Raw genomic sequence first — 22,657 nt, 5'->3', positions numbered from 1 at the left:
AGTATTTGAATTTTGTTCTTTTATAAATAAAAAAAATGCCTTCGATTTATCTTGCGATAAATGAAGGCATTTTTAAGTCGTGGTAAAAAATTATACTACACCTTGTGCAAGCATAGCATCGGCAACTTTAACAAATCCGGCAATGTTAGCTCCTTTTACGTAGTTTACATACCCATCTTCTCCTGCACCATATTTTTTACATTGGTTGTGAATTCCAACCATGATATCTTTCAATCTCAAATCTACTTCTTCACTTGTCCAGTTTAGACGAATTGAGTTTTGTGTCATTTCAAGTCCGGATGCAGCAACACCACCAGCATTTGCAGCTTTTCCTGGCGCGAATAAAACTTTATTATCTAAAAATAATTTAATTGCATCTAATGTCGAAGGCATATTAGCAGCTTCTGTTACACATAAAACGCCATTATCAATCAATTTTTTAGCATCTTCACCTGTCAATTCGTTTTGAGTAGCGCACGGAATAGCAATATCAACTTTTACTTCCCATGGGCTTTTTCCTTTATGGAAAATCGCGTTTGGATATTTTTTAGTATAAACTTCAGCTCTGTTATCTCCAGTCGCTCTCATTTCTACCATGTGTTCAATTTTTTCTCCAGAGATTCCTTCTTCATCATAAATATAACCATCAGGACCAGAAATAGTAACTACTTTTCCTCCTAGTTCATTTATTTTTAAAGCAACACCCCAGGCAACATTTCCAAATCCTGAAATTGCAACTCTTTTACCTTTAATGTCATGTCCGATAGTCTGCAACATTTGATCCGTAAAATAAACAACTCCGTATCCTGTTGCTTCTGGTCTGATAAGTGAACCTCCGTATGCAAGTCCTTTACCGGTTAAAACACCTGTAAATTCATTTCTGATTCTTTTATATTGACCAAATAAATAACCGATTTCTCTTGCACCAACACCAATATCTCCGGCAGGAACATCTAAATCAGGACCAATATGGCGGCATAATTCCGTCATAAACGATTGACAGAAACGCATGATTTCTCCATCAGATTTTCCTTCAGGATCAAAATCAGAACCTCCTTTTCCACCTCCCATAGGAAGTGTTGTCAAACTATTCTTAAAAACTTGTTCGAATGCAAGAAATTTTAAAACAGATAAATTTACAGTGTGATGGAATCTTATTCCGCCTTTGTATGGACCAATTGCTGAATTCATTTGAATTCTAAATCCTCTGTTTACGATTATTTCTCCTTTATCATCTACCCATGGAACTCTAAATATTATTGAACGTTCCGGCTCAGCAATCCTAAGAAGTAGGTTTTTTCCGTCATATTTTTTTCTTTCTGCAATAAATGGAATTACCGTTTCTGCAAATTCTCTAACGGCTTGAAGAAATTCTGGCTCGTTTGGATTTTTCGACTCTACAAGAGCCATAAACTCATTTATTTTTTGTTCCATTTTTAAATAAATTATTCTAGTAAATTATCTTAATTTTTGCTCTTTCAAATAAGAAAATACGTTTAAGAAAACGTTTTCGCTTTGAAATATGATCGTATATTTTAACACACAAAGATATAACAAAATGCTAATCGAATGTTATTTTTTTTCATTCTATATTGATGAATTATATTTTTTTCAAACAATACGAAATATACCATTTTACACGTTCTACTTTAGATCAAAACATCATAATTAAAGTTAACAAATTAAGTATTTTGCTACTTATTTTCTAATACGTTAATTTAATATTTTGAATCGTACATGTTTTTTATATATTTGCCATGATTTTCTAAGCCCCAAACTATGCTTAAACCTATAATACTCACATTATTCGCCTCTTTAGGAATTTCCGCAACCTCTGTAGCACAAAGCGATTTGGCGCACGAAGTAGGAATAATTTTCGGTCCGACTGCTTTTCAATCTGATTATGGTGAAAGACATAATATGGACACTAATCTTGGAAACACAGGTTTTGGTGTAGGAATTGTTCACTTTTTAAATTTTTCTGCAAATAATAACAGAGAAAGTTTTTTTACAGAACATTTTAAAGTTAGAACAGAATTATCATTCAGTAAAGTCAATCTTCAACATTTTGGAGAATGGGTTGATAAAACACCTCCAACATTGAATGTTTTACAACTTAGAGGCATGAAAGGTAGCTCTACTGTTATAAACCTTGGATCTCAATTAGAATTTTCGTTCATGAAAATACATGATTTCGAAAATACTATTGGAGCTTTAAGCCCTTATGTAAGTTTAGGTCTTGCAGGAAGTTATTATTCAACCAAAGCTACTTCTTCATTAGGTACTTTAGGACTTCCTTCTACAACATATCCAAAATATTTAACTCCTTCTGACGGACGTCAGTTTGGGTTTTCTACTGAAAATGGTGTAGTTTTATCTGTACTTGCAGGATTAGGAGCACATTACAAATTAACAACAATGAGTGATTTGATGGTTGAAGGACGTTTTCAGGCCTTTACATCTGATTGGGTTGATGGTTTAAATCCTAATAAAGATCTTTACAAAGAAAATAAATCAAACGATTGGCAATTCTGGTTTAATGTTGGATACATTTATTACTTAGAATTCTAAAAGAATTTAAATATAAAAAATCCCAAATTCCATAATAAAAATTGGAATTTGGGATTTTTTTTTGCTTGGTAATTTAATTTTTAAGCTAATGCCTGTTCTATATCAGCAATTAAATCTTCTGCATCTTCAATACCAACGCTTAATCGAACTAAATCATCAGTAATACCAACTTCTGCTCTTTTGTCTGCAGGAATAGAAGCGTGCGTCATTAAAGCCGGGTGATTTGCTAATGATTCTACTCCGCCTAATGATTCTGCCAAAGTAAAAACTTTTAGTTTTTCTAAAAATGCAATCGAATCTTCTTTTTTACCGGATACAAAAGTAAAAGAAACCATTCCGCCAAAAGCTTTCATTTGCTTTTTAGCAATTTCATGAAACGGATGACTTGCTAAGCCAGGATAATAAACTGTTTTTATTTTTGGATGTTTCGTTAAGTATTCAACCACTTTTTCTCCATTTTCGCAATGTCTTTGTACTCTTAACGAAAGTGTTTTGATTCCTCTTAAAACTAAAAAACTATCCATTGGTCCAAGAGTTGCTCCAGTTGCAAATTGTTGAAAATGCAATTGTTCTCCCAAAGCCTCATCTTTTACAATTAAAGCTCCTGCAATAACATCAGAATGTCCTCCTAAATATTTTGTAGCAGAGTGCATAACAATATCAGCTCCTAAATCTAAAGGTTTTTGTAAATAAGGCGTTGCAAAAGTATTATCTACTGCAAGCCAGATTTTATGTGCTTTGGTAATTTTTGAAATTTCTTCAATATCAGCTAATTTCATTAACGGATTTGTTGGTGTTTCAACCCAAATCAGTTTTGTATTTTCGTTGATTAATGCTTTCAATTTTGCGATATCAGTCATATCAACAAAATGAAATTTAATTCCTGAATCTTTATAAACTCTGGAGAACATTCTGTAAGTACCGCCGTATAAATCATCCATAGCAATAACTTCATCACCGGCTTTAAACGATCTTAAAATACAATCTGTTGCTGCCAATCCTGATGAAAAAGCCAATCCACGAGTACCGTTTTCAATACTAGCCAAAGCATTTTCTAATGCCGTACGTGTAGGGTTTGAAGCTCTGCTATATTCATAATCTCCCAAAGGCTGCCCCGGACTTGTCTGAACATAAGTTGAAGTTTGATAAACCGGAGGCATTACCGCTCCCGTACTTGGGTCATGGTGTTGACCACCGTGTATCACTTTAGTATTGAATTTCATATAGTTACGTTTTTAAAACTCTAATTAAGAGTACAAATTTACCGTTTAATTTATTTTAATCCTGATACAACTTCTTACCTTTGTATATAATTAACACTTTTAGATATGAAACAGTATGCTTTTTTAGTCTTTTTGTTTGTAATATTCACTAGTTGTAACAAAGAGCTTTCATTTGGAAATGAAACGTTTAACAAAAAATCAAACATTCCCTGCAAAACAGATTGCCCACAAATTACGATTGATATTCCTGTAGCAAAAAATATTCCTGTAGTTGCAGATAGTATCAACAAAAAAATATTTTCAGTAATAAAAGAGATCGTTTATTTTGGTGAAAATCCATTAAAAGTAAAAGATTATGAAACATTAACCAATTCTTTTATTGCTTCGTATGAAGAAATGCATAAAAAATTTCCAACAGAAACTTACGGTTGGGAGGGCAAAATTAAGGGAAACCTGGAATTTGAGTCTGATCAGATTATAAATATAAAAATCGATCATTATACTTTTACCGGTGGTGCTCACGGTTATCAGGGCTTTCGATCTTTATTATTCAATCCAAAAACCGGAAAAACCATTTTTAACGATCAATTATTTAAAAGCGAGAAAGAATTTAAGGCTTTCGCCGAAAAAGAATTCCGCGCCAAATACAAAATCCCGGAAAAATCAAATATTAACGCAACAGGTTTAATGTTCGAAAATGACAAATTTCAGTTGCCACAAAACATTTTTTATACCGAAGAAGGATTGCTTTTATATTACAACTCATACGAAGCTGCTTCTTATGCTGACGGCCCAAAAGAATTACTTTTTCCGTATGATAAAGTGCTTAAATATTTATTGTATCAGTAAAGAATTTATTTATTCAAAAAAATCAGTTCTTTTGAGCTAAACGAACCGTTTTACGCCTCTACAGAAAATCTTTGAACCTTTGCGACTATAAGCCTTTGAACCTTTACTGAAAATCATATTTCATTTTACGCAGAATTCGTAAAGCTTCTTTAAAAGACAAATACACTTGCGGAAAAGGTTTTAAGAGCAATTTCGAGTCAATTAATTTTTGTTTGGCATCATCAAAACCATTAAGGTGGCAAATCATAAAAGTTGACGGAAGATTTTCTAAATCAATCATTTCACGTCCAGCCAAAGCAATTCCTTTTTGCAATTTTTGAAGTAGTGCAATATTCGAATTATAAATGTGATACAACATTCGTTTATTGAATTCCGGAGGCTGAAAAAGCATTTTACGATCGATTTTGTAATAACCGTTATCAAAAAAATGAATAGTTTGCTCTTCTAAAGGATAATAACTTGTTTTGTCGTTTAAGCCTAACGGAACATACTCTGTAATTGTAAAACTATCTTCATCAAAAACAATCGTAACAACATCCTGCGCAGAGTAAAAAAGCTTAATTTGTTCGTTGATTAACTCAATATCTACACGAGATAAAAAAGTAGTCTCGCGTGATTTTTTTGGAACTCCGGCCCAACAAATCACAAATAATTCTTTAAAAACATAATATTTAGGCGACATGTCTTTGTGCCTGAAATTCATAAAATCGATTACGCCGTCGAGTGTATACTGAATACTGTTTCGGGAGCTATTTTCGATTCCGATTACAGTTTCTACATTTTGATAATTTTTTTCAATTTCACCTTCAACAGGAACAGAATTACTGCCTCGTCTCACAAAAACACTGTTTGCAAGAATAGTATGAATTCCTTTTTTAAAATAAGATGTTTTATTTTTGGGTTTAATCGTAACCAATCCTATTACTCTATCTTTTGGAAGATTTGGAAATGGTACATTTTCGTACTGAATTTTAGGTGGATTCTCTAAAAAGGCATTTACGAGATTCTGAATTCGGCTATCATCAAAGAAATCATCGCCAACTATTTCATTATCCTGATCTTCTACTCCAACAACGATATAAGAATTATTGGTTGGATTTGAATTCGATAACGCACAAATGTGTTTCAGAAACTTTCCTTTTCCTTCCCGCGTATGTAAATTCAATTGTCTTTTTTTATCATAAAAACTGCTCTCGTCATTATGAGCGAGGAGGTTTTTTATTAAAAGACGTTTGTTGATCATTCTTTTTAGATTATTAGACTGGCTTAGATTTTTAGACTTTATGAATATCCTGCAAGTTTTTTTTCAACCTTGCAGGATTTTAATTTTAAATAATAATAATACCTACAAGGTTAAAAAAAACCTTGCAGGAAAGCACAATAAACTAATCTCTTTTAACAATTGTCGATGATGCTTGCGCTGTACTCATTACAACCAAATCAGCAATGTTTACGTGATACGGTCTTGAAACCACAAAATGAATAATATCTGCAATATCTTCTGCCTGCAACGGATCAAATCCTTTATATACATTTGATGCTCTTTCGGCATCGCCTTTAAAACGCACTTCGCTGAATTCTGTTTCGACCATTCCAGGATGAATTGCTCCAACTCGAATTCCGAACGGATTTAAATCTATTCGCATTCCTGCTGTAATGGCATCAACGGCATGTTTTGTTCCGCAATACACATTTCCGTTTGGATATACTTCTTTGGCAGCCGTTGACCCGATATTAATAATATGACCTGATTTTCTTTCTGTCATTTTCGGAATTACTGCTTTTGAAACATACAAAAGACCTTTTACATTGATGTCAATCATAGCATCCCAATCGTCTAAATCTCCCGTTTGAATTGGATCTAAACCATGCGCATTTCCGGCATTATTAATTAAAACGTCAATTTCTGAAAATTCTGTTGGCAATGCATTAATAGTTGACAAAACAGCATTTTTATCGCGAACATCAAAAGACAAAGAATATACTTCGGTAAAAACCGAAAGCTCTTTTTCAAGTTCCGCTAAACGGTCTTTACGTCTTCCGCAAAGGATAATTTTAAAGTTATTTTTGGCCAATATTTGTGCAGTTGCTTTTCCAATTCCGCTTGTAGCTCCAGTAATTAAAACTGTTTTTTTCATTCTATATTTTTTATTTTTTTTACCACAGATTAAAAGATAAAATGTTTTTTTCTGCTTTATCTGCAAAATCTGCGAGAGTAATTTTTTCACGCAGATTTTGCAGATAAAGCAGATTTTTAATTAGTGAAAATCATTTTAATCTGTGGCAAATATTTTTTCATACTATTATTGAATACTTAAACTGAGACTGCAAACTTTTAAGGCACATCGTCGCCCATACTTTCTGTCCAGATTGCGAACCAGTCTTCTTTATCCATTTCTAATTCAACCGCTTTCGCTAAAGACTGAATTCTGGCAACGTTCACCGTTCCTGCAATTGGAATAACTGCTGCCGGATGTTTTAAAATCCATGCCAATAAAAGTGTATCTGCACCCAAATGATATTTTTCAAGTAAAGTCGAGAACAATTTTTTCAAACGACGTGTTTTCTTAGTATCTTCTCTAAAAACAGTTCCAAGCGGATTCCATGATAACGGACGAATTCCGTGCGTTTGCATATAATCTAAACTTCCATCAACCATCGCTTCAAAATGAGTTGCCGAAAATTGTACCTGATTGTAACTTACTTCTGTTTTCTGGCGAATCAATTCTGTTTGAGAACTTGTAAAATTCGAAAGTCCGAAATCGATAATTTTTCCTTCGGCTTTTAATTTTTCAACCGCTTCAGCAATTTCATCAGCCTGCATTAACGGACTTGGTCTGTGTAATAAAAAAACATCAACAAAATCTGTTTTCAATTTTTTCAGCGATTCTTCAACAGACCAAATAATATAATCTTTTGAATATTCGTAGTGTTTAATTTTGTTGTTACGGCTTTCAGCAATCATCTGAATTCCGCATTTAGTAATTAATTGTAATTTTTCGCGGGAAATTTTACTATTATGAAATGCTTTTCCAAAATCAGCTTCTGTGGTATAACCTCCGTAAATATCAGCGTGGTCAAAAGTGGTAATTTTATTCTCGATACAAATTTGTATCATGTTTTCCATTTCCTTAGTTGTAAGGTTTTTATCCCAAACTCCCCAATTCATAGTGCCCGAAATTATAGGCGATAATGTTGTTTTACTCATAGTTTTATTGCGTTATTTCTGGTAATAAATATGCTTTTCTAAAACATAATCACCAAAGTTCTTAAAAATATAAAAATAGATTCACAATTCGTCCTTAAAATTAGGTCTTTGGTCGAAGTTTTAACCATTCTTTAACATCTTACTTCTCAAAAAATATTCAATTTGCACTCTCAAAAGTTAGGCATAGAAATCAACGGTTCAAAAAGGTTTTAAAAATATTTATATGGAAGAAAATACAACGACTTTAGACATTAGAGCGATAAATGAAAAAATTGAAAGAGAAAGTGCTTTTATAGACCTTCTTACAATGGAAATGAACAAAGTTATTGTGGGCCAGAAACACATGGTCGAGCGTTTATTAATCGGGCTTTTAGGACAAGGGCATATTTTGTTAGAAGGTGTTCCCGGATTGGCTAAGACTTTGGCGATAAATACGCTTTCACAAGCTGTACAAGGTTCTTTCAGCCGTATTCAGTTTACTCCTGACTTATTACCTGCCGATGTTGTTGGAACAATGATTTACAACATCAAAGCAAATGAATTCTCAATTAAAAAAGGACCAATTTTTGCCAACTTCGTACTTGCAGATGAGATTAACCGTGCTCCGGCAAAGGTTCAGTCAGCACTATTAGAGGCTATGCAGGAAAAACAAGTTACTATTGGCGACACTACTTTCAAACTAGATCGTCCGTTTTTAGTACTTGCAACTCAAAACCCTGTTGAGCAAGAAGGAACATACCAACTTCCTGAAGCGCAAGTTGACCGTTTTATGTTGAAAACTGTAATTGATTATCCAAAAATTGATGAAGAGCGTTTTGTAATTCGTCAAAACTTAAAAGGAACTTACGAAAAAGTAAATCCGGTAGTTTCTGTAGAACAAATTTTGCGTGCGCAAGAAGCGGTTCGTGAAGTTTATATGGATGAAAAAATCGAAAAATACATCTTAGATATCATCTTTGCTACTCGTTATCCAGAGAAGTACAAATTAGCCGACTTAAAACCTCTTATTAGTTTTGGAGCGTCTCCACGTGGAAGTATCAATTTAGCCAATGCTGCAAAATGTTACGCTTTTATCAAACGTCGTGGTTATGTAATTCCAGAAGATGTTCGTGCTGTTGTACATGATGTTTTACGTCACAGAGTTGGAATAACGTATGAGGCTGAAGCCGAAAACATTACTTCTGTAGACATTATCAACAAAATCGTAAACGAGATTGAAGTACCTTAAAAATTTGTTTAATGTTTCAAGTTTCAGGTTGTTGTAAAGCAAACTTGAAACTTGAAACTTTTAAACTTTAAACAAATAAAATGGATACAAAAGAGCTTTTAAAAAAAGTACGGAAAATAGAAATCAAAACCAAAAGACTGAGTAATCATATCTTTTCCGGTGAATACCATTCTTCATTTAAAGGGCGTGGGATGACTTTTAGCGAGGTGCGTCAATACCAATATGGCGATGATATTCGTAACATCGATTGGAATGTAACCGCACGTTATAATGAAGCCCACGTAAAAGTTTTTGAAGAAGAACGCGAATTAACCATGATGTTAATGGTGGATATTTCGGGTTCTGAAGGTTTTGGTTCGAAGAGTCAATTCAAAAAAGACATCGTAACCGAAATTGCGGCAACGATGGCTTTTTCGGCTACACAAAATAATGACAAAATTGGTTTAATATTATTTTCTGATAATGTCGAATTGTATATTCCACCTAAAAAAGGCCGTTCACATGTTTTGAGAATCATTCGTGAATTAATCGAATTTGAACCAAAAAGCCACAAAACAGATGTTGGAGCTGCTTTAAAATTTCTTTCAGGAACACAGAAAAAGAAAGCTATTGTTTTTGTGATTTCTGATTTCATGTCTGAAAATTATGAGCAAACATTAAAAATTGCTTCTAAAAAACATGATATAACAGGCGTTCGTGTGTATGATATTCGCGAAGAAAAAATCCCGAATTTAGGAATGGTAAGTATGCTTGACGCCGAAACCGGTAAAACGCAATTGGTAGATACCGGCTCAAAAACCGTGAGAATGAATTACGAAAAACATTATCAGGAAAGAGTTAACTATTTCAAGGATATTTTCAGTAAATCCGGTGCAGGCGTTGTTAATACAAGAGTCGACGAAAATTATGTAACCAAGTTGTTAGGTTATTTCAAATCAAGGTAAATATAATTTTAGAGTGCAGATTTTAGATTTTAGATTTTTTGAAATTGATAAATAATTTTTCTGCATTTAAGAATTACAAATAAAAATCTGCTTAAATCCGCGTCATCCGCGTGCCATTTTTAAGCTTCGTTTTAGACTAAAATCTGAAATCAAAAAATCAAATGAAATTAAAGTTTTACATATTTTTATTTTTACTTTCCTCAGCTATTTTTGCTCAGCAAAAACAGGTGGAGACAAGCATTGATACTACAAAAAATAAAATTGGAGCCGAGTTTAAGTTAACGCTTAAAACGGTTGTGAGTTCAAAATCGAAAGTTGTTTTTCCTAAACTAAAAAACATTGGTCCTTTAGAAGTAATTCAATCGTATCCAATTGATACGGTTAAGAAAAATGATACTTACGAATTGATCAAAAAATATGGTTTAACTCAATTTGATACAGGAAAATTCACGATTCCGAGTATTAAGATTTTGATTGATAAAAAACCTTTTTTAAGCGATTCTATCCGAGTAGAAGTTGCAAACATAAAAGTCGATACATTACAGCAAAAAATGTATGACATTAAAGACATTACAGCTGTAGACAACGGTATTGGCGATTGGTGGATTTATGTTTTGATTGTAATTGTCATCATCGGAATTGGTGTTTTTGTGTATTGGTTTGTTAAAAAACGCCAGCAGAAAAAAATCGAAGAAGAAGTTTATAAAACGCCTATTGAGAAAGCTACAAGCTTACTAAACAACTTAGAGCAAAAAGAACTTGTTCAGAAAGGTGAAATTAAAGAATACTACAGTGAACTAACTGATATTGCCCGTAATTACATCGAAGAAGCGATTCATATTCCAGCAATGGAAAGTACAACTTCTGAATTAATTCAGGCAATCAGAACTGCTTCTACTAAGAAAAAAATGACGCTTACGCCTGAAACGGTTGAGAATTTAGAGCGTGTTTTACGTCAGGCAGATTTAGTGAAATTCGCTAAATCTAAACCGTTGGATTTTGAAATTACAGAAGACAGAAATAAAATTCAGAGAGTAATTTTAACGCTTGATAACGCAATTCCGACAGAAGTTCCTGAGGAAGAAGAAGATCAGTTATTGAATGAAGCGCAAAGACAAAAGCAAATCAAGGTTCAATTACAGAAAAAACGCAACAAACGTATTGCGATTGCAGTAGGAACTGTTGTTTTTTTACTTGCTGCAACAACTACTTTTTTCATTGTGACAAAAGGTTTCAAATACGTAAAAGACAATGTAATTGGACATCCGACTAAAGAATTATTAGAGGGAGAATGGGTAAAAAGTGAATACGGAAATCCAGGAGTTCTAATAGAAACTCCAAAAGTTTTAAAACGAATGGATACTCAAAAAGTACTTCCGAAAGAGGCTATGGCTTTGATTAAGGAAATGCAGCTTTTTGCATACGGAAGTATGATTGACAATTTTTATATTACGGTTTCGACCAGTAAATTTAAAAATCCTGTTGATCTTGATCTGGCAAAAACTTTAGAAGGAAATTTAAAAATAATTGAATCTCAAGGCGGTCAGAATATTATTGTAAAACAAGAGGATTTTCAAACGAATCAAGGTGTTCAGGGATTAAAAGGTTACGGAACAATGACTATTTTAAATCCTGAGACTAAAACAAGTGCAAAAGCTTATTATGAAATTTTGCTTTTTAAACAAGATCAGGGATTACAACAAATTATGATTTTACACGAAGAAGGTGATACGTATGCCAATGAAATTTCTGAACGAATTTTAAATTCTGTTGAACTTAGAAAAGCTGCTAACTAATGGGAAAGATAACTTTTTTAAATCCGGAATTCTTTTGGCTGTTTCTGTTAATTCCAGTAGCAATTGCCTGGTTTTTCTGGAAACGTAACCAACAATCGGCTACTTTAAAAATGAGTTCAACTCAGGGTTTTAAAAATAGCGAATCGTTATTGACAAGACTAAAACCTTGCTTGTATGTTTTCAGGATTATTGCTTTGAGTGCATTAATTGTTGCTTTGGCAAGACCAAGAACAGTTGATATCAGCAATCAGACTAAAACTACTAAAGGAATTGATATTGTAATCGCAATTGACGTTTCAGGAAGTATGCTGGCAAAAGATTTAAAGCCAAACCGTATGGAAGCTTTAAAAAGAGTTGCAGCAGATTTTGTTGACGAAAGACCAAACGACAGAGTTGGTTTGGTACTTTATGCATCAGAAGCTTATACAAAAACTCCGGTTACAAGTGATAAAGCGATTATTCTGGAAGCTATTAAAGAAATCAAATACGATACTGCTTTGCAAGACGGAACAGGAATTGGAATGGGATTGGCAACTGCCGTTAACCGTCTTAAAGATAGTAAAGCAAAAAGCCGAGTAATTATTTTGATGACGGATGGTGTGAATAATGCCGGTTTTATTGAACCTGAAACAGCGGCTGATATTGCAAAACAATATGGGATAAAAGTATACACGATTGGCCTTGGAACTAACGGAATGGCAGAATCTCCATACGCTTATGCACCAAATGGCGGGTTTTTATTTAAAATGCAAAAAGTTGAAATTGATGAGCAATTAATGAAAAGTATTGCACGTAAAACTAATGGAACGTATTTTAGAGCTACAAGCAATGACAAATTAGCCGAAATATATAACTCGATTAATAAATTAGAAACTACTGAAATCCAGGAATTAAAATTCTACGATTACGACGAAAAATATAGAGGACTTGTTTTACTGGCAGCCTTTTTATTATTGTTAGAAGTTGGTTTACGAAATACAGTTTATAGAAGCTTTATATAAATTTCAGTCTCAGTCTCAGTAATCAGTAAGCAACTGAAAACTGTCTCTGAAATCTGAAAACTAAAATTAAAAATGGAATTAGACGAAAAAAAATATTTATACCTTTTATTCTTACTCCCAATTGTGGTGTGTATTTTTCTTTTTAATATGTATTGGAAAAGAAAAAAACAGCGCGAATTTGGTGATTTGGAAATGGTGAAAAAACTGAGCCCTGAACGTTCTGTTTTTAAGCCTGTATTAAAATTAATCATCATTCTTTTAGCGCTTACTTTTCTGATTATCGGATTAGTAAACCCGAAGATTGGAACTAAAATGGAAACGGTAAAACGCGAAGGTATTGATATTGTTTTTGCTGTCGACGTTTCTAAAAGTATGCTTGCCGAAGATGTGGCACCAAGTCGTTTAGAAAAAAGTAAACAATTGGTTTCGCAAATCATTAATAATTTAGGAAGTGACAGAATTGGAATTGTAGCGTACGCCGGAAGTGCTTTCCCGGTTTTGCCAATTACTACAGATTATAGCGTTGCCAAAATGTTCCTGCAAAGTATGAGTCCGGATATGGTTTCATCGCAAGGAACTTCTCTGGATGAAGCGATTAGATTATCATCGACTTATTTTGATGAAAAAAGTAAAACAAGCAAATTATTGATTTTGATTTCTGATGGAGAAGATCATTCTGAAGGAGCTTCTGTTGCGGCAGAAGAAGCCAATAAAATTGGAATGAAAATCATCACGATTGGTATCGGAACTGAAAAAGGCGGTACTATTCCATTAAAAGAAAATGGAGTTGTAAAAAGCTATCAAAAAGATCAAAACGGACAAACTGTTATTACGAAACTAAATCAGGAAGGGTTAAAAACGATTGCAAAAGCGACTAAAGGCGGTTATGTATATGGTGGAAACACGAAAGAGGTTTTAGAATACATAAAAAACGCATTAAACAACATTCAGAAAACAGAATTTGAAGCTACGCAAATGGCCGATTTTCAATCACAGTTTCAATGGTTTATTGGCTTTGCTTTCTTATTGTTGTTTATTGACATTTTCTTATTAGAAAGAAAAACAAACTGGATTAAGGAGTTGAATTTATTTAACGAAAAGAAATAATTGTTTCCTATAAAGATTCGGAACAAAAAAATAAAAAAATTAGAATGAAAAATTTACTTCTTTATATTTTACTAACGGTTTCTCTGGCGGTTTCGGCTCAGGAGAAAGACAAAACATTGCCTGAAGGTAATGAAGAATATAAGCAGAATAAATTTGTTGATGCCGAGGCTAATTATAGAATTTCGGAATCTAAATTTGCAAAACGCGGAGTTGCTTCTTATAACTTAGGAAATACGATTTACAGACAAAATCAAGTTTCTGAAGCGAAGCTGGCTTATGCAAAAGCGATAAAAAACGCAAAATCGAAACCGGACAAACATAAAGCATATCATAATTTAGGAAATGTTTTTATGAAAGAGAAAGATTATACGCAAGCGGTTGAAGCTTACAAACAAGCTTTACGTAATGATCCTACAGATGATGAAACGCGTTACAATTATGCTTATGCGAAACAAAAACTAAAAGAGAATCCTCCGAAAAACGATAAAAACAAAGACAAGAATAAGGATAAGGACAAAGACAAGGATAAAAACAAAGATAAAGACAAGGATAAGGACAAAAATAAAGATAAGGACAAGGATAAAGATAAAAAAGACGACAAAGGCGATAAAGACAAGGATAAGAAAGACGGTAAAAATGATCCTAAAAAAGATGACAAATCTGATAATAAAGGAGAACCAAAACCACAGCCCGGCGGAATTTCAAAAGATCGTGTTCAGAATTTATTAGATGCCGTAAACAACGAAGAAAAGAAAATCCAAGATAAAGTTAACGCTCAAAAAGTAAAAGGAAATCCTAGAAAAACAGAAAAAGACTGGTAGGATTTTGAGTTAATCGTTTATTCGATCAATTGTTAATTTGATGACAATAAAATGAATAAGCAATAAAACTGTAAAAAAAACGATTAAACAAATTAACAAATCAACAGTTAAACAAAAACTGATAAACAATTAAATGAAAAGATATTTAATTTTATTACTATTCACTTTTCAAGGACTTATGGCTCAGGTTCAATTTGAAGCCAAAGTAAGCAAAAACACGCTCGGACTAAACGAAAGACTTCGTATTGACTTTATCATGAATGTTGATGGAGATAATTTTGATCAGCCCAATTTTGAAGGCTTTAGAGTTGTTGCCGGACCAAGTCAACAAGTAAGTCAGTCGTGGATAAACGGAAGAAGCTCTTTTCAAAAAATATATTCTTATATTTTACAACCTGCACAAAAAGGAACCGTAACAATTAAACAAGCTACCATAGAATTTAATGGTCAGGTTTATAAAACAGCTCCAATAAAAATTACAGTTACAAATGCAGTGGCCGAAGAAAGAGATCCGAATGAGAGACCACAACAAGGTTCCGGAAGCGAAATGATCAATCTTGTTGCAGAGATTTCTAAAACAAATCCATATCTAAACGAACCGATTACGGTTGTTTACAAATTATATTTCTACAATATTGGTGTTACCGGTTTTAAGGAATTGGCGAAACCAAAATATAATGATTTCTGGAACCAGAACATCGACATCAAACAATTGGCTATCGAACAAGGAACTTACCAAGGACAAAGATGTTATTATGTTGTGCTGAAAAAGACGATCTTATATCCTCAAAAATCAGGACGATTAACTATTGAACCTCTTTCGTTAGATATTGGCGTACAATTGCCAACAAATCGCCGTGATATGTTTGGCCAGATGATTGTTGCAGATGACAACAAAATTGTTTCGGCCGGGGCTAAAACTATTAATGTAAGACCACTTCCTGAAAGTAACAAACCAGAAGGTTTTAGCGGTGCCGTAGGTAAATTTAATTTTACGGTTACACCATCAAAAACTACTTTAAAAAATGGCGAAAGTCTCGATTTAATAGTAAGTGCAACAGGTTCAGGAAACATGAAATTGTTTACTTTGCCTAAACCGGTTGTGCCAAATGCTTTAGAGATGTACGATCCTGTTCATGATGAAAAAGTAACAACTTCACTATCTGGAGGAATGTCCGGAAAAATTACAGATAAGTACACTATTATCCCGCAATACAAAGGAAAATATGCTATTAAACCAATGCAGTTTTCTTATTTTGATTTAACTTCAGGCAGTTATAAAACGATAACTTCTCCTGAAATTATGGTTGATGTTCTAGACGGACCAATGCAGGCGGAAGCTAATACCACAGCAAATGCATCTAAAAATGTAATTGCAAAAACAGAACAATTTAAATATATAAAATCAAAAACGACTTTGGCTTCAATCGCTAAAAACGATTTTTATGGTTCGAATTTGTATTACGGTTTGCTGTTTTTACCTTTCATAATTCTGCCAATTATTATTTTGGCTAAGAAGAAAAAAGAAGCAATTGACAGCGATGTCACGGGTAACCGAATTAAAATGAACAACAAACTGGCGAAGAAATATTTATCTGAAGCCAAGAAACAGCTTAACAACAAAGAGCCATTTTATATTGCGCTAGAAAAAGCAATGCATAATTTCCTGAAAGCCAAATTACATATTGAAACTTCAGAAATGAGCAAAGATAATATTAGAGAATTATTGCTTTCGAGAAATGCAAATCCTGAATCTGTGCAAAGTTTTATTAGTTTGACAGAAAACTGCGAATTTGCGCGTTATGCTCCGGCATCGAGTGCTTCGATTCAGCAAGATTATGATAAAGCTGTTTTGATTATTTCAGAATTAGAAAAGCAAATCGTTTAAAGAAAATAAAATGAAAAATATATTATATCTTTTTTTATTAATCTCTCAGGTTTTCTTTGCCCAAAGCGGCTTTGAAAAAGGGAATGCTTTGTATCAAAAGGCGCAATACCAGCAAGCCATTGAAGAATACGAAAGTGTTATTAAAGAAGACAAACAACAATCGGCTGAGTTGTATTTTAATTTAGCTAATTGTTATTATAAGCTTAATAAAGTCGCACCTTCTATCTATAATTATGAGAAAGCTTTGGTTTTAAAACCACATGATACAGAGACTTTAAACAACTTAAAATTTGCCAAAAAACTAACGATTGATGAAATTAAAGAAGTTCCTAAAGTTGGTTTTGCAAAACTAATTCAGAGTTTTACCGGTATTTTTAATTATAATACCTGGGCAAAAATTTCTGTTGCAATCGCTTTTGTCTTTTTACTGAGTTTTATTGGTTATTATTTTTCTCAGCTTACACTTTCAAAAAGAATTTATTTCATCGGAATGTTTGTTCTTTTGGTTGCATTGTCTTTAAGTATTGCAGCCGGAATATCAGAGAAAGATCATTACGATAATGATCGTCCGGCAATTGTTTTTTCAGAAATAAGCGAAGTTCGAAGCGAACCTCAAAAAGCAGGTTCAGCAATTTTCTTACTGCATGAAGGCGCAAAAGTTTATGTTACTGAAACTTTAGCAAACTGGAAAAAAATCGAATTAACTGACGGAACTGAAGGTTGGATTGATGGAGCAACAATTAAAGAAGTAAAATAAAGTTTTAAAAATATCAAATAAAAAAATCCCAAATTCCAAGATATAATTGGAGTTTGGGATTTTCAATTTTGTGTTTTCTCTAATTCACAGCATCAACCAATCTAATAAATTCAGCTCTGTAACCTTCATCATCATTTGATAATCCTGATTTTGCAAGCCTTTTTATATCAGAACCGGAACTATTCGATATAAACTTCGAATCTCTTAATTTTAATCCAAACCAGGCAACAGCACTTGTAAATTTAAAATCAGAAGAACTTTGCTCTAAAGCTATTTTGTTATTAGCAATTACATTAACCATTTCAATGCTTCTATCTCCATCCGGTTTTTTGTATCTAAATTTAATAGTTGCCAATTCATCGCTATAATTTGTTTCATCTGTTTTTACTTTCGTGTATTTTAAATCTGAAGAAACATAATCACTTTCAACACCAGTCGGAATAATTTCGTACAAAGCCGTAACAGTATGTCCGCTTCCTAGTTCTCCGGCATCAACCGCATCATTTTTAAAATCTTCATCTTTAAGCCTGCGGTTCTCATACCCAATTAATCGGTAAGCCTGAACATGTTTGGGATTAAACTCAATTTGAATTTTTACATCTTTAGCAATCGCAAACATAGAACCTTTAAATTCCTTTCCTAAAAAGCGATTGGCTTCCTGAATATTATCGATATAAGCGTAATTACCATTTCCCATTCCATAACCAAGAACAGTTAAAAACACACCCGATTTTCTTTTTTCTTCAATCAGTTTTTCCATATCGGCATCTGTTGAAGCACCAACATTAAAATCACCATCGGTTGCGATAATAACTCTATTATTTCCTTCTTTTATAAAATTTTGTTCTGCTAATTTATAAGCCAATTCAATTCCTTCGCCACCAGCTGTGCTTCCACCCGCGCTTAAATTATCAAATGCGTCTAAAATCTCGTCTTTTTGATCTCCCGAAGTTGGCTCTAATACAACTCCGGCCGAACCTGCGTAAACCACAATCGAAACTTTATCTTGAGGACGAAGTTCTTTTACCAAAATTTTCATGGATTCTTTAAGTAATGGCAATTTGTTGGCTTCATCCATCGATCCTGAAACATCAATTAAGAAAACAAGATTTGAATTTGGCAAATTAGTCATTGGAATATTTTTTCCCTGTAAACCAATTTTTAGTAATTGAGAATTTTTATTCCACGGACTATCGCTTAATTCTGTATTGATAGAAAATGGATGTTGTCCTTCTGGTTGCGGATAATTATATTTAAAGAAGTTCATCATTTCCTCTACACGAACGGCATCTTTAGGTACTTTTTGACCTTCGTTTATAAAACGTCTGATATTGGTATAAGATGCATTATCAACATCTATAGAAAAAGTAGAAAGTGGTGATTTTTTTGGAGACTCAAAAGGATTTTCTTCAAGTCCGGCGTAGCTTTCAGTATTAGGTTCTGAAATGTTTTCTTCGGGAATTTCATCGGTGGTGGCAACAACCGTCATATCTTCTGATTCGGCAGCGTAATCCATTTTTTTACAACCAACTAAAATAAGAACCAGGAATGCCATCAAATAAAAATGTTTATTTTTCATTTAAAATAAATTTAAGGATTAGTGAAATGTTTTTCAAATAACGGCTAGCATTCCGGATGTACTAGTTGATATTATCTGCGATTTTCGTCAATCCAAATTTGATGCCAAGAAATTTTTATTTTTTTGCCGCATAGATTTCACCATATAAGTGATATAAGATATTATAAGCTTGTATTGGTTAAGAACTTAATTTTTCTTATATCACTTATATGGTAAAAAATCAAAACGTGTAGATTTTATTGGGTGTAACACAATAATCTAATTTTATATCCAATTCGAAGATATCATCGATTTTATTTTCTGATTCAAAAAAAGAAAGTCCAATTTTGATAGTTTCAGGTTTACATTCTGATAAAAATTTATCATAAAAACCTTTTCCGTATCCTACTCGATTTCCAAAATCATCAAATGCTAAAAGTGGAATAAAAACGACATCTATAGTTTCTGACGGAACTGGCAAACCGTTTACTGGTTCCGGAATATTGTATTCGTTTTTTTTGATTTTTGTATTATCTGTCAATAAAAAGTGTGACATTTTTCGGGTTTCAAAATCACTTTTTGAGATTACAATTTCTTTATCTTTTCCCGAAAGCAAATGCAAAACATATTCTGTATTCACTTCTTTTTGTTCTTCTATCGGAAGAAAAACATGATAATACGTTTTATCCCAAACAGGCAATTCGATTACATTATTGGCTATGGCCAAACTCTTTTCTTCGACAGCATCTAATGAAAGTTCTTTGCGAAGATTTTTATAATGCAATCGTAATTCTTTCTTATTCATCTTCGGGATTATTTTTAGACATATGATAAATGGCATCGCCTTCGTAAACAATTGGAGAATGATTGGCGTTGATGACAAATCCGTCGTGAGGCGCTTTTACTTTTTGCTCGAACTTACCAAACGGGTCTGTAATAATAGCCAAAATAGTTCCTTTGGTTACAAAACGGCTAATCATATTATAATCGTGTAATAAACCGGAACATTTAGCGCGCAGCCAAACGGAGTTTTTGATATAAATTGATGGATCTTCTGCTTCTTCAACGATTTGTTTTGGGTCAAGCATATTTAAATAATGCAGCAAACGCTTCACTCCCATTACAGCTTCGTTGGCAATTTCATTATTTATATCTAATGATTTTCCACCTTCAAAAAGTAACATTTTTACATTTGCTTTTTCAGATGTATTCCTGAAAGAACCGTTAATGTTTTTAGAATATAATGTAAATGGCGCATTAAAAACATCTGCTAAAAGTTTCAATTCGGGATTATTTTGAGTAATCCGAATTTGTGGCGCATTAAAACGGCTTGCTCCACCAGCGTGAAAATCGACTGCGTAATCTAAAATCGGTAAAATTTCGGCAACAATATGAAAAGCAAAACGACTTGCCAAAGAACCTTTTTTACTTCCCGGAAAAACCCGATTTAAATCGCGGCCATCAGGAAACTCCCGGGATTTATTTACAAAGCCATAAATATTGATAATCGGGATACAAATAATGGTTCCGCGAACCGGACGATTTATTTTTTTGCTAATGATCTGACGTACAATCTCAATTCCGTTTATTTCATCTCCGTGAATTCCTGCCGAAAATAAAACAACAGGTCCATCAAGCTTAGAACGACGCACAATAACCGGAATATTAAGTTTTGTTGTAGTGTGTAATCGGGCAATTTCAACGTTTATTGTTCTATTTTCTCCTGGCAAAATCGATTCGCCAAAAATAATCATGGGTTTGTTATTTTTCATATAGAATTATAAAATCTAAATATAGAAATTATTCTTTTGATTTCGTAAATTTGAAGCTAAATCAGTGTAAAGCTTCAATTCAAAATCGGAATAGTTTTTGGAGATACTTTTTATCTAGATTTTCAGAAACAAAACAGAATGCAAAAACCGTCTTTAGAACTCCAAATTCAAACCTTGCCGGACAATCCCGGCGTGTATCAATATTACGATAAAGACGACAAAATATTGTACGTTGGAAAGGCGAAAAATTTAAAAAAAAGAGTCTCTTCCTACTTCAATAAAATTCACGATACACGAAAAACAAATGTGCTGGTTAGAAAAATCGTAACCATAAAACATATTGTTGTTCCAACTGAAACAGATGCCCTTTTACTGGAAAACAACTTAATCAAAACCTTGCAACCGCGTTATAATGTGTTGCTTCGTGATGACAAAAGTTATCCGTGGATTTGCATTAAAAAAGAACCTTTTTCGAGAATATTCCTAACCAGAAGAATGATCAAAGACGGATCTGAATATTTTGGTCCGTATACCAATTTCAAAATGGTTTATACCATTCTCGATTTAATCAAAGAATTATATCCTTTAAGAACCTGCAATTACGATTTAAGCGAATCAAACATTAGATCAGGAAAATTTAAAGTTTGTCTGGAATATCATATTGGCAATTGCAAAGGTCCTTGCGAAGGTTTTGAATCTCTTGAAGATTATCAGAGACAAGTTGATGCTATCCGCGAAATTCTGAAAGGAAATTTTAAAGAAAGCATGAAAGATTTTAAGCGTTTGATGAATCAATATGCGCAGAATTTGCAATTTGAAGAAGCTCAAAAAATCAAAGAAAAAATAGAAATACTCGAAAATTATCAATCGAGATCAACTATTGTAAATCCGAAAATCACGAACATCGATGTCTTTTCGATTGTTTCTGATGAAAGTGCAGCTTATGTCAACTTTTTGCAAATATCACACGGATCGATTATTCGTTCGCATACTTTAGAAATCAAGAAAAAACTTGACGAAACTGACGAGGAATTATTAGAATTAGCGATTATTGAACTTCGCGAACGTTTCCATTTATTATCAAAAGAAATTATTGTTCCGTTTGAAGTTGATTTAGGCGAAAACATTAAAGTTACAGTTCCGCAATTGGGCGACAAAAAGCAAATCCTGGATTTATCGATTCGAAATGCGAAGTTTTACAGAATTGAACAGCTTAAACAATTACAAATTGTTGATCCGGACAGACATGTAAACCGAATCATGGCTCAAATGCAAAAAGATTTACGTTTGCCGGTTGAGCCACGTCATATAGAATGTTTTGATAACTCGAATATTCAGGGAACAAATCCTGTTGCGGCCTGCGTAGTTTTTAAAGATGGAAAACCAAGCAAAAGAGATTATCGTCATTTTAATATAAAAACGGTTGAAGGTCCCGACGATTTTGCTTCGATGACCGAAATTGTCTACCGTCGTTACAAAAGATTACTGGATGAAAATGAGCCATTGCCGCAATTAATTATTATTGATGGTGGAAAAGGGCAATTATCTGCGGCCTTAAAAAGTATTGACGCTTTAGAATTACGTGGTAAAATTGCCATTATCGGGATTGCAAAACGTCTTGAAGAGTTATTTTATCCCGGAGATTCTATTCCGTTATATCTGGATAAAAAATCTGAAACGCTAAAAGTAATTCAGCAATTACGAAATGAAGCGCATCGATTTGGTATTACTTTCCATAGGGATAAACGCAGCAAAGCAGCACTTAATTCATCCGTAGAAAGCATACCTGGCATTGGCGAAAAAACAATGCTTGCATTAATACAACATTTTAAAAGTGTTAAAAGATTAAAATTGGCTACAGAAAAAGAAATATCTGATGTTGTGGGAGTATCAAAAGCCAAAAAAATTGTCGACTTTTACAAAACCAACTAGCA

At 33.3% G+C, this 22,657-nt stretch carries 18 protein-coding genes and 1 pseudogene; 11 read left to right on the top strand and 8 right to left on the bottom strand.

Annotated elements, in window-relative coordinates; all coding sequences use genetic code 11:
• Positions 1 to 90: 90 nt before the first annotated feature.
• Positions 91 to 1,434 carry an NADP-specific glutamate dehydrogenase gene (gene gdhA / locus GKZ86_RS15255; RefSeq protein WP_154783942.1) on the bottom strand — a complete coding sequence of 448 codons (1,344 nt, stop codon included), beginning with the start codon at positions 1,432 to 1,434 and terminating at the stop codon, positions 91 to 93.
• A 345-nt stretch (positions 1,435 to 1,779) separates the two neighbouring features.
• Between gdhA and GKZ86_RS15250 the strand changes: the two genes are divergently transcribed.
• Positions 1,780 to 2,571 carry a glutamate dehydrogenase gene (locus GKZ86_RS15250; RefSeq protein WP_154783941.1) on the top strand — a complete coding sequence of 264 codons (792 nt, stop codon included), beginning with the start codon at positions 1,780 to 1,782 and terminating at the stop codon, positions 2,569 to 2,571.
• A gap of 80 nt (positions 2,572 to 2,651) precedes the next feature.
• Here GKZ86_RS15250 and GKZ86_RS15245 read toward each other — a convergent pair whose 3' ends face one another.
• A complete protein-coding gene (locus tag GKZ86_RS15245; protein ID WP_154783940.1) occupies positions 2,652 to 3,794 on the bottom strand; it encodes a cystathionine gamma-synthase in 1,143 nt (380 codons plus the stop codon).
• Between the two features lie 105 nt (positions 3,795 to 3,899).
• Here GKZ86_RS15245 and GKZ86_RS15240 point away from each other — a divergent pair, with 105 nt between their 5' ends.
• On the top strand, positions 3,900 to 4,643 hold the full coding sequence (locus GKZ86_RS15240; RefSeq protein ID WP_154783939.1) for a DUF3298 and DUF4163 domain-containing protein: 744 nt from the start codon (positions 3,900 to 3,902) through the stop codon (positions 4,641 to 4,643).
• 103 nt (positions 4,644 to 4,746) lie between these two features.
• On the opposite strand, the gene GKZ86_RS15235 is transcribed toward GKZ86_RS15240, so the two are convergent.
• The 3 genes from GKZ86_RS15235 to GKZ86_RS15225 form a co-directional block, all read right to left on the bottom strand.
• Complete coding sequence (locus GKZ86_RS15235) at positions 4,747 to 5,886, bottom strand: ATP-binding protein (protein ID WP_154783938.1); 1,140 nt, start codon at positions 5,884 to 5,886, stop codon at positions 4,747 to 4,749.
• Between the two features lie 142 nt (positions 5,887 to 6,028).
• Positions 6,029 to 6,781, bottom strand: coding sequence for an SDR family NAD(P)-dependent oxidoreductase (locus tag GKZ86_RS15230; RefSeq protein WP_154783937.1), 753 nt, complete (start codon positions 6,779 to 6,781; stop codon positions 6,029 to 6,031).
• Between the two features lie 197 nt (positions 6,782 to 6,978).
• Positions 6,979 to 7,851: an aldo/keto reductase family oxidoreductase gene (locus tag GKZ86_RS15225; RefSeq protein WP_154783936.1), complete on the bottom strand. Its 873-nt coding sequence runs from the start codon at positions 7,849 to 7,851 to the stop codon at positions 6,979 to 6,981.
• 223 nt (positions 7,852 to 8,074) lie between these two features.
• On the opposite strand from GKZ86_RS15225, the gene GKZ86_RS15220 reads away from it, so the two are divergent.
• The 8 genes from GKZ86_RS15220 (at position 8,075) to GKZ86_RS15185 (ending at position 17,393) form a co-directional block, all read left to right on the top strand.
• Positions 8,075 to 9,079, top strand: coding sequence for a MoxR family ATPase (locus GKZ86_RS15220; RefSeq protein WP_134151343.1), 1,005 nt, complete (start codon positions 8,075 to 8,077; stop codon positions 9,077 to 9,079).
• 80 nt (positions 9,080 to 9,159) lie between these two features.
• Positions 9,160 to 10,023, top strand: a complete 864-nt coding sequence (locus GKZ86_RS15215) for a DUF58 domain-containing protein (protein WP_154783935.1) — start codon at positions 9,160 to 9,162, stop codon at positions 10,021 to 10,023.
• 161 nt (positions 10,024 to 10,184) lie between these two features.
• Positions 10,185 to 11,819: a hypothetical protein gene (locus GKZ86_RS15210; RefSeq protein ID WP_154783934.1), complete on the top strand. Its 1,635-nt coding sequence runs from the start codon at positions 10,185 to 10,187 to the stop codon at positions 11,817 to 11,819.
• A complete protein-coding gene (locus GKZ86_RS15205; protein WP_154783933.1) occupies positions 11,819 to 12,820 on the top strand; it encodes a VWA domain-containing protein in 1,002 nt (333 codons plus the stop codon). The genes GKZ86_RS15210 and GKZ86_RS15205 overlap by 1 nt, the downstream gene beginning before the upstream one ends.
• Before the next feature lie 72 nt (positions 12,821 to 12,892).
• Positions 12,893 to 13,927, top strand: a complete 1,035-nt coding sequence (locus GKZ86_RS15200) for a VWA domain-containing protein (protein WP_154783932.1) — start codon at positions 12,893 to 12,895, stop codon at positions 13,925 to 13,927.
• A gap of 44 nt (positions 13,928 to 13,971) precedes the next feature.
• Positions 13,972 to 14,748, top strand: a complete 777-nt coding sequence (locus GKZ86_RS15195; RefSeq protein WP_154783931.1) for a tetratricopeptide repeat protein — start codon at positions 13,972 to 13,974, stop codon at positions 14,746 to 14,748.
• 133 nt (positions 14,749 to 14,881) lie between these two features.
• On the top strand, positions 14,882 to 16,636 hold the full coding sequence (locus tag GKZ86_RS15190) for a BatD family protein (RefSeq protein ID WP_154783930.1): 1,755 nt from the start codon (positions 14,882 to 14,884) through the stop codon (positions 16,634 to 16,636).
• A 10-nt stretch (positions 16,637 to 16,646) separates the two neighbouring features.
• Complete coding sequence (locus GKZ86_RS15185) at positions 16,647 to 17,393, top strand: tetratricopeptide repeat protein (RefSeq protein ID WP_154783929.1); 747 nt, start codon at positions 16,647 to 16,649, stop codon at positions 17,391 to 17,393.
• A 79-nt stretch (positions 17,394 to 17,472) separates the two neighbouring features.
• Here GKZ86_RS15185 and GKZ86_RS15180 read toward each other — a convergent pair.
• The 3 genes and pseudogenes from GKZ86_RS15180 to GKZ86_RS15170 all read right to left on the bottom strand — a co-directional run.
• A pseudogene (locus tag GKZ86_RS15180) lies at positions 17,473 to 18,831 on the bottom strand (von Willebrand factor type A domain-containing protein); the annotation flags it as partial.
• A 361-nt stretch (positions 18,832 to 19,192) separates the two neighbouring features.
• Positions 19,193 to 19,756 (bottom strand): 5-formyltetrahydrofolate cyclo-ligase, encoded by a 564-nt coding sequence (locus GKZ86_RS15175; protein WP_154783927.1) that lies wholly within the window; start codon positions 19,754 to 19,756, stop codon positions 19,193 to 19,195.
• A complete protein-coding gene (locus tag GKZ86_RS15170) occupies positions 19,749 to 20,723 on the bottom strand; it encodes a succinylglutamate desuccinylase/aspartoacylase family protein (protein WP_154783926.1) in 975 nt (324 codons plus the stop codon). The genes GKZ86_RS15175 and GKZ86_RS15170 overlap by 8 nt, the downstream gene beginning before the upstream one ends.
• 138 nt (positions 20,724 to 20,861) lie before the next feature.
• Here GKZ86_RS15170 and uvrC point away from each other — a divergent pair, with 138 nt between their 5' ends.
• Positions 20,862 to 22,655 (top strand): excinuclease ABC subunit UvrC, encoded by a 1,794-nt coding sequence (gene uvrC, locus GKZ86_RS15165; RefSeq protein WP_154783925.1) that lies wholly within the window; start codon positions 20,862 to 20,864, stop codon positions 22,653 to 22,655.
• The last annotated feature ends 2 nt before the right edge of the window (positions 22,656 to 22,657 follow it).

The sequence above is a fragment of the Flavobacterium sp. LC2016-13 genome, assembly GCF_009707955.1.
GTDB lineage: Bacteria > Bacteroidota > Bacteroidia > Flavobacteriales > Flavobacteriaceae > Flavobacterium.
The sequence above is the reverse complement of the archived record's forward strand: the minus strand, read 5'-3'. Positions and strand labels throughout refer to the sequence as shown.

Coding starts and splice junctions, on each gene's coding strand:
- GKZ86_RS15205 (WP_154783933.1), top strand. CDS start 11,819: ATGGGAAAGATAACTTTTTTAAATCCGGAATTCTTTTGGCTGTTTCTG.
- GKZ86_RS15215 (WP_154783935.1), top strand. CDS start 9,160: ATGGATACAAAAGAGCTTTTAAAAAAAGTACGGAAAATAGAAATCAAA.
- gdhA (WP_154783942.1), bottom strand. CDS start 1,434: ATGGAACAAAAAATAAATGAGTTTATGGCTCTTGTAGAGTCGAAAAAT.
- GKZ86_RS15200 (WP_154783932.1), top strand. CDS start 12,893: ATGGAATTAGACGAAAAAAAATATTTATACCTTTTATTCTTACTCCCA.
- GKZ86_RS15225 (WP_154783936.1), bottom strand. CDS start 7,851: ATGAGTAAAACAACATTATCGCCTATAATTTCGGGCACTATGAATTGG.
- GKZ86_RS15190 (WP_154783930.1), top strand. CDS start 14,882: ATGAAAAGATATTTAATTTTATTACTATTCACTTTTCAAGGACTTATG.
- GKZ86_RS15185 (WP_154783929.1), top strand. CDS start 16,647: ATGAAAAATATATTATATCTTTTTTTATTAATCTCTCAGGTTTTCTTT.
- uvrC (WP_154783925.1), top strand. CDS start 20,862: ATGCAAAAACCGTCTTTAGAACTCCAAATTCAAACCTTGCCGGACAAT.
- GKZ86_RS15170 (WP_154783926.1), bottom strand. CDS start 20,723: ATGAAAAATAACAAACCCATGATTATTTTTGGCGAATCGATTTTGCCA.
- GKZ86_RS15230 (WP_154783937.1), bottom strand. CDS start 6,781: ATGAAAAAAACAGTTTTAATTACTGGAGCTACAAGCGGAATTGGAAAA.
- GKZ86_RS15235 (WP_154783938.1), bottom strand. CDS start 5,886: ATGATCAACAAACGTCTTTTAATAAAAAACCTCCTCGCTCATAATGAC.
- GKZ86_RS15250 (WP_154783941.1), top strand. CDS start 1,780: ATGCTTAAACCTATAATACTCACATTATTCGCCTCTTTAGGAATTTCC.
- GKZ86_RS15195 (WP_154783931.1), top strand. CDS start 13,972: ATGAAAAATTTACTTCTTTATATTTTACTAACGGTTTCTCTGGCGGTT.
- GKZ86_RS15175 (WP_154783927.1), bottom strand. CDS start 19,756: ATGAATAAGAAAGAATTACGATTGCATTATAAAAATCTTCGCAAAGAA.
- GKZ86_RS15240 (WP_154783939.1), top strand. CDS start 3,900: ATGAAACAGTATGCTTTTTTAGTCTTTTTGTTTGTAATATTCACTAGT.
- GKZ86_RS15245 (WP_154783940.1), bottom strand. CDS start 3,794: ATGAAATTCAATACTAAAGTGATACACGGTGGTCAACACCATGACCCA.
- GKZ86_RS15210 (WP_154783934.1), top strand. CDS start 10,185: ATGAAATTAAAGTTTTACATATTTTTATTTTTACTTTCCTCAGCTATT.
- GKZ86_RS15220 (WP_134151343.1), top strand. CDS start 8,075: ATGGAAGAAAATACAACGACTTTAGACATTAGAGCGATAAATGAAAAA.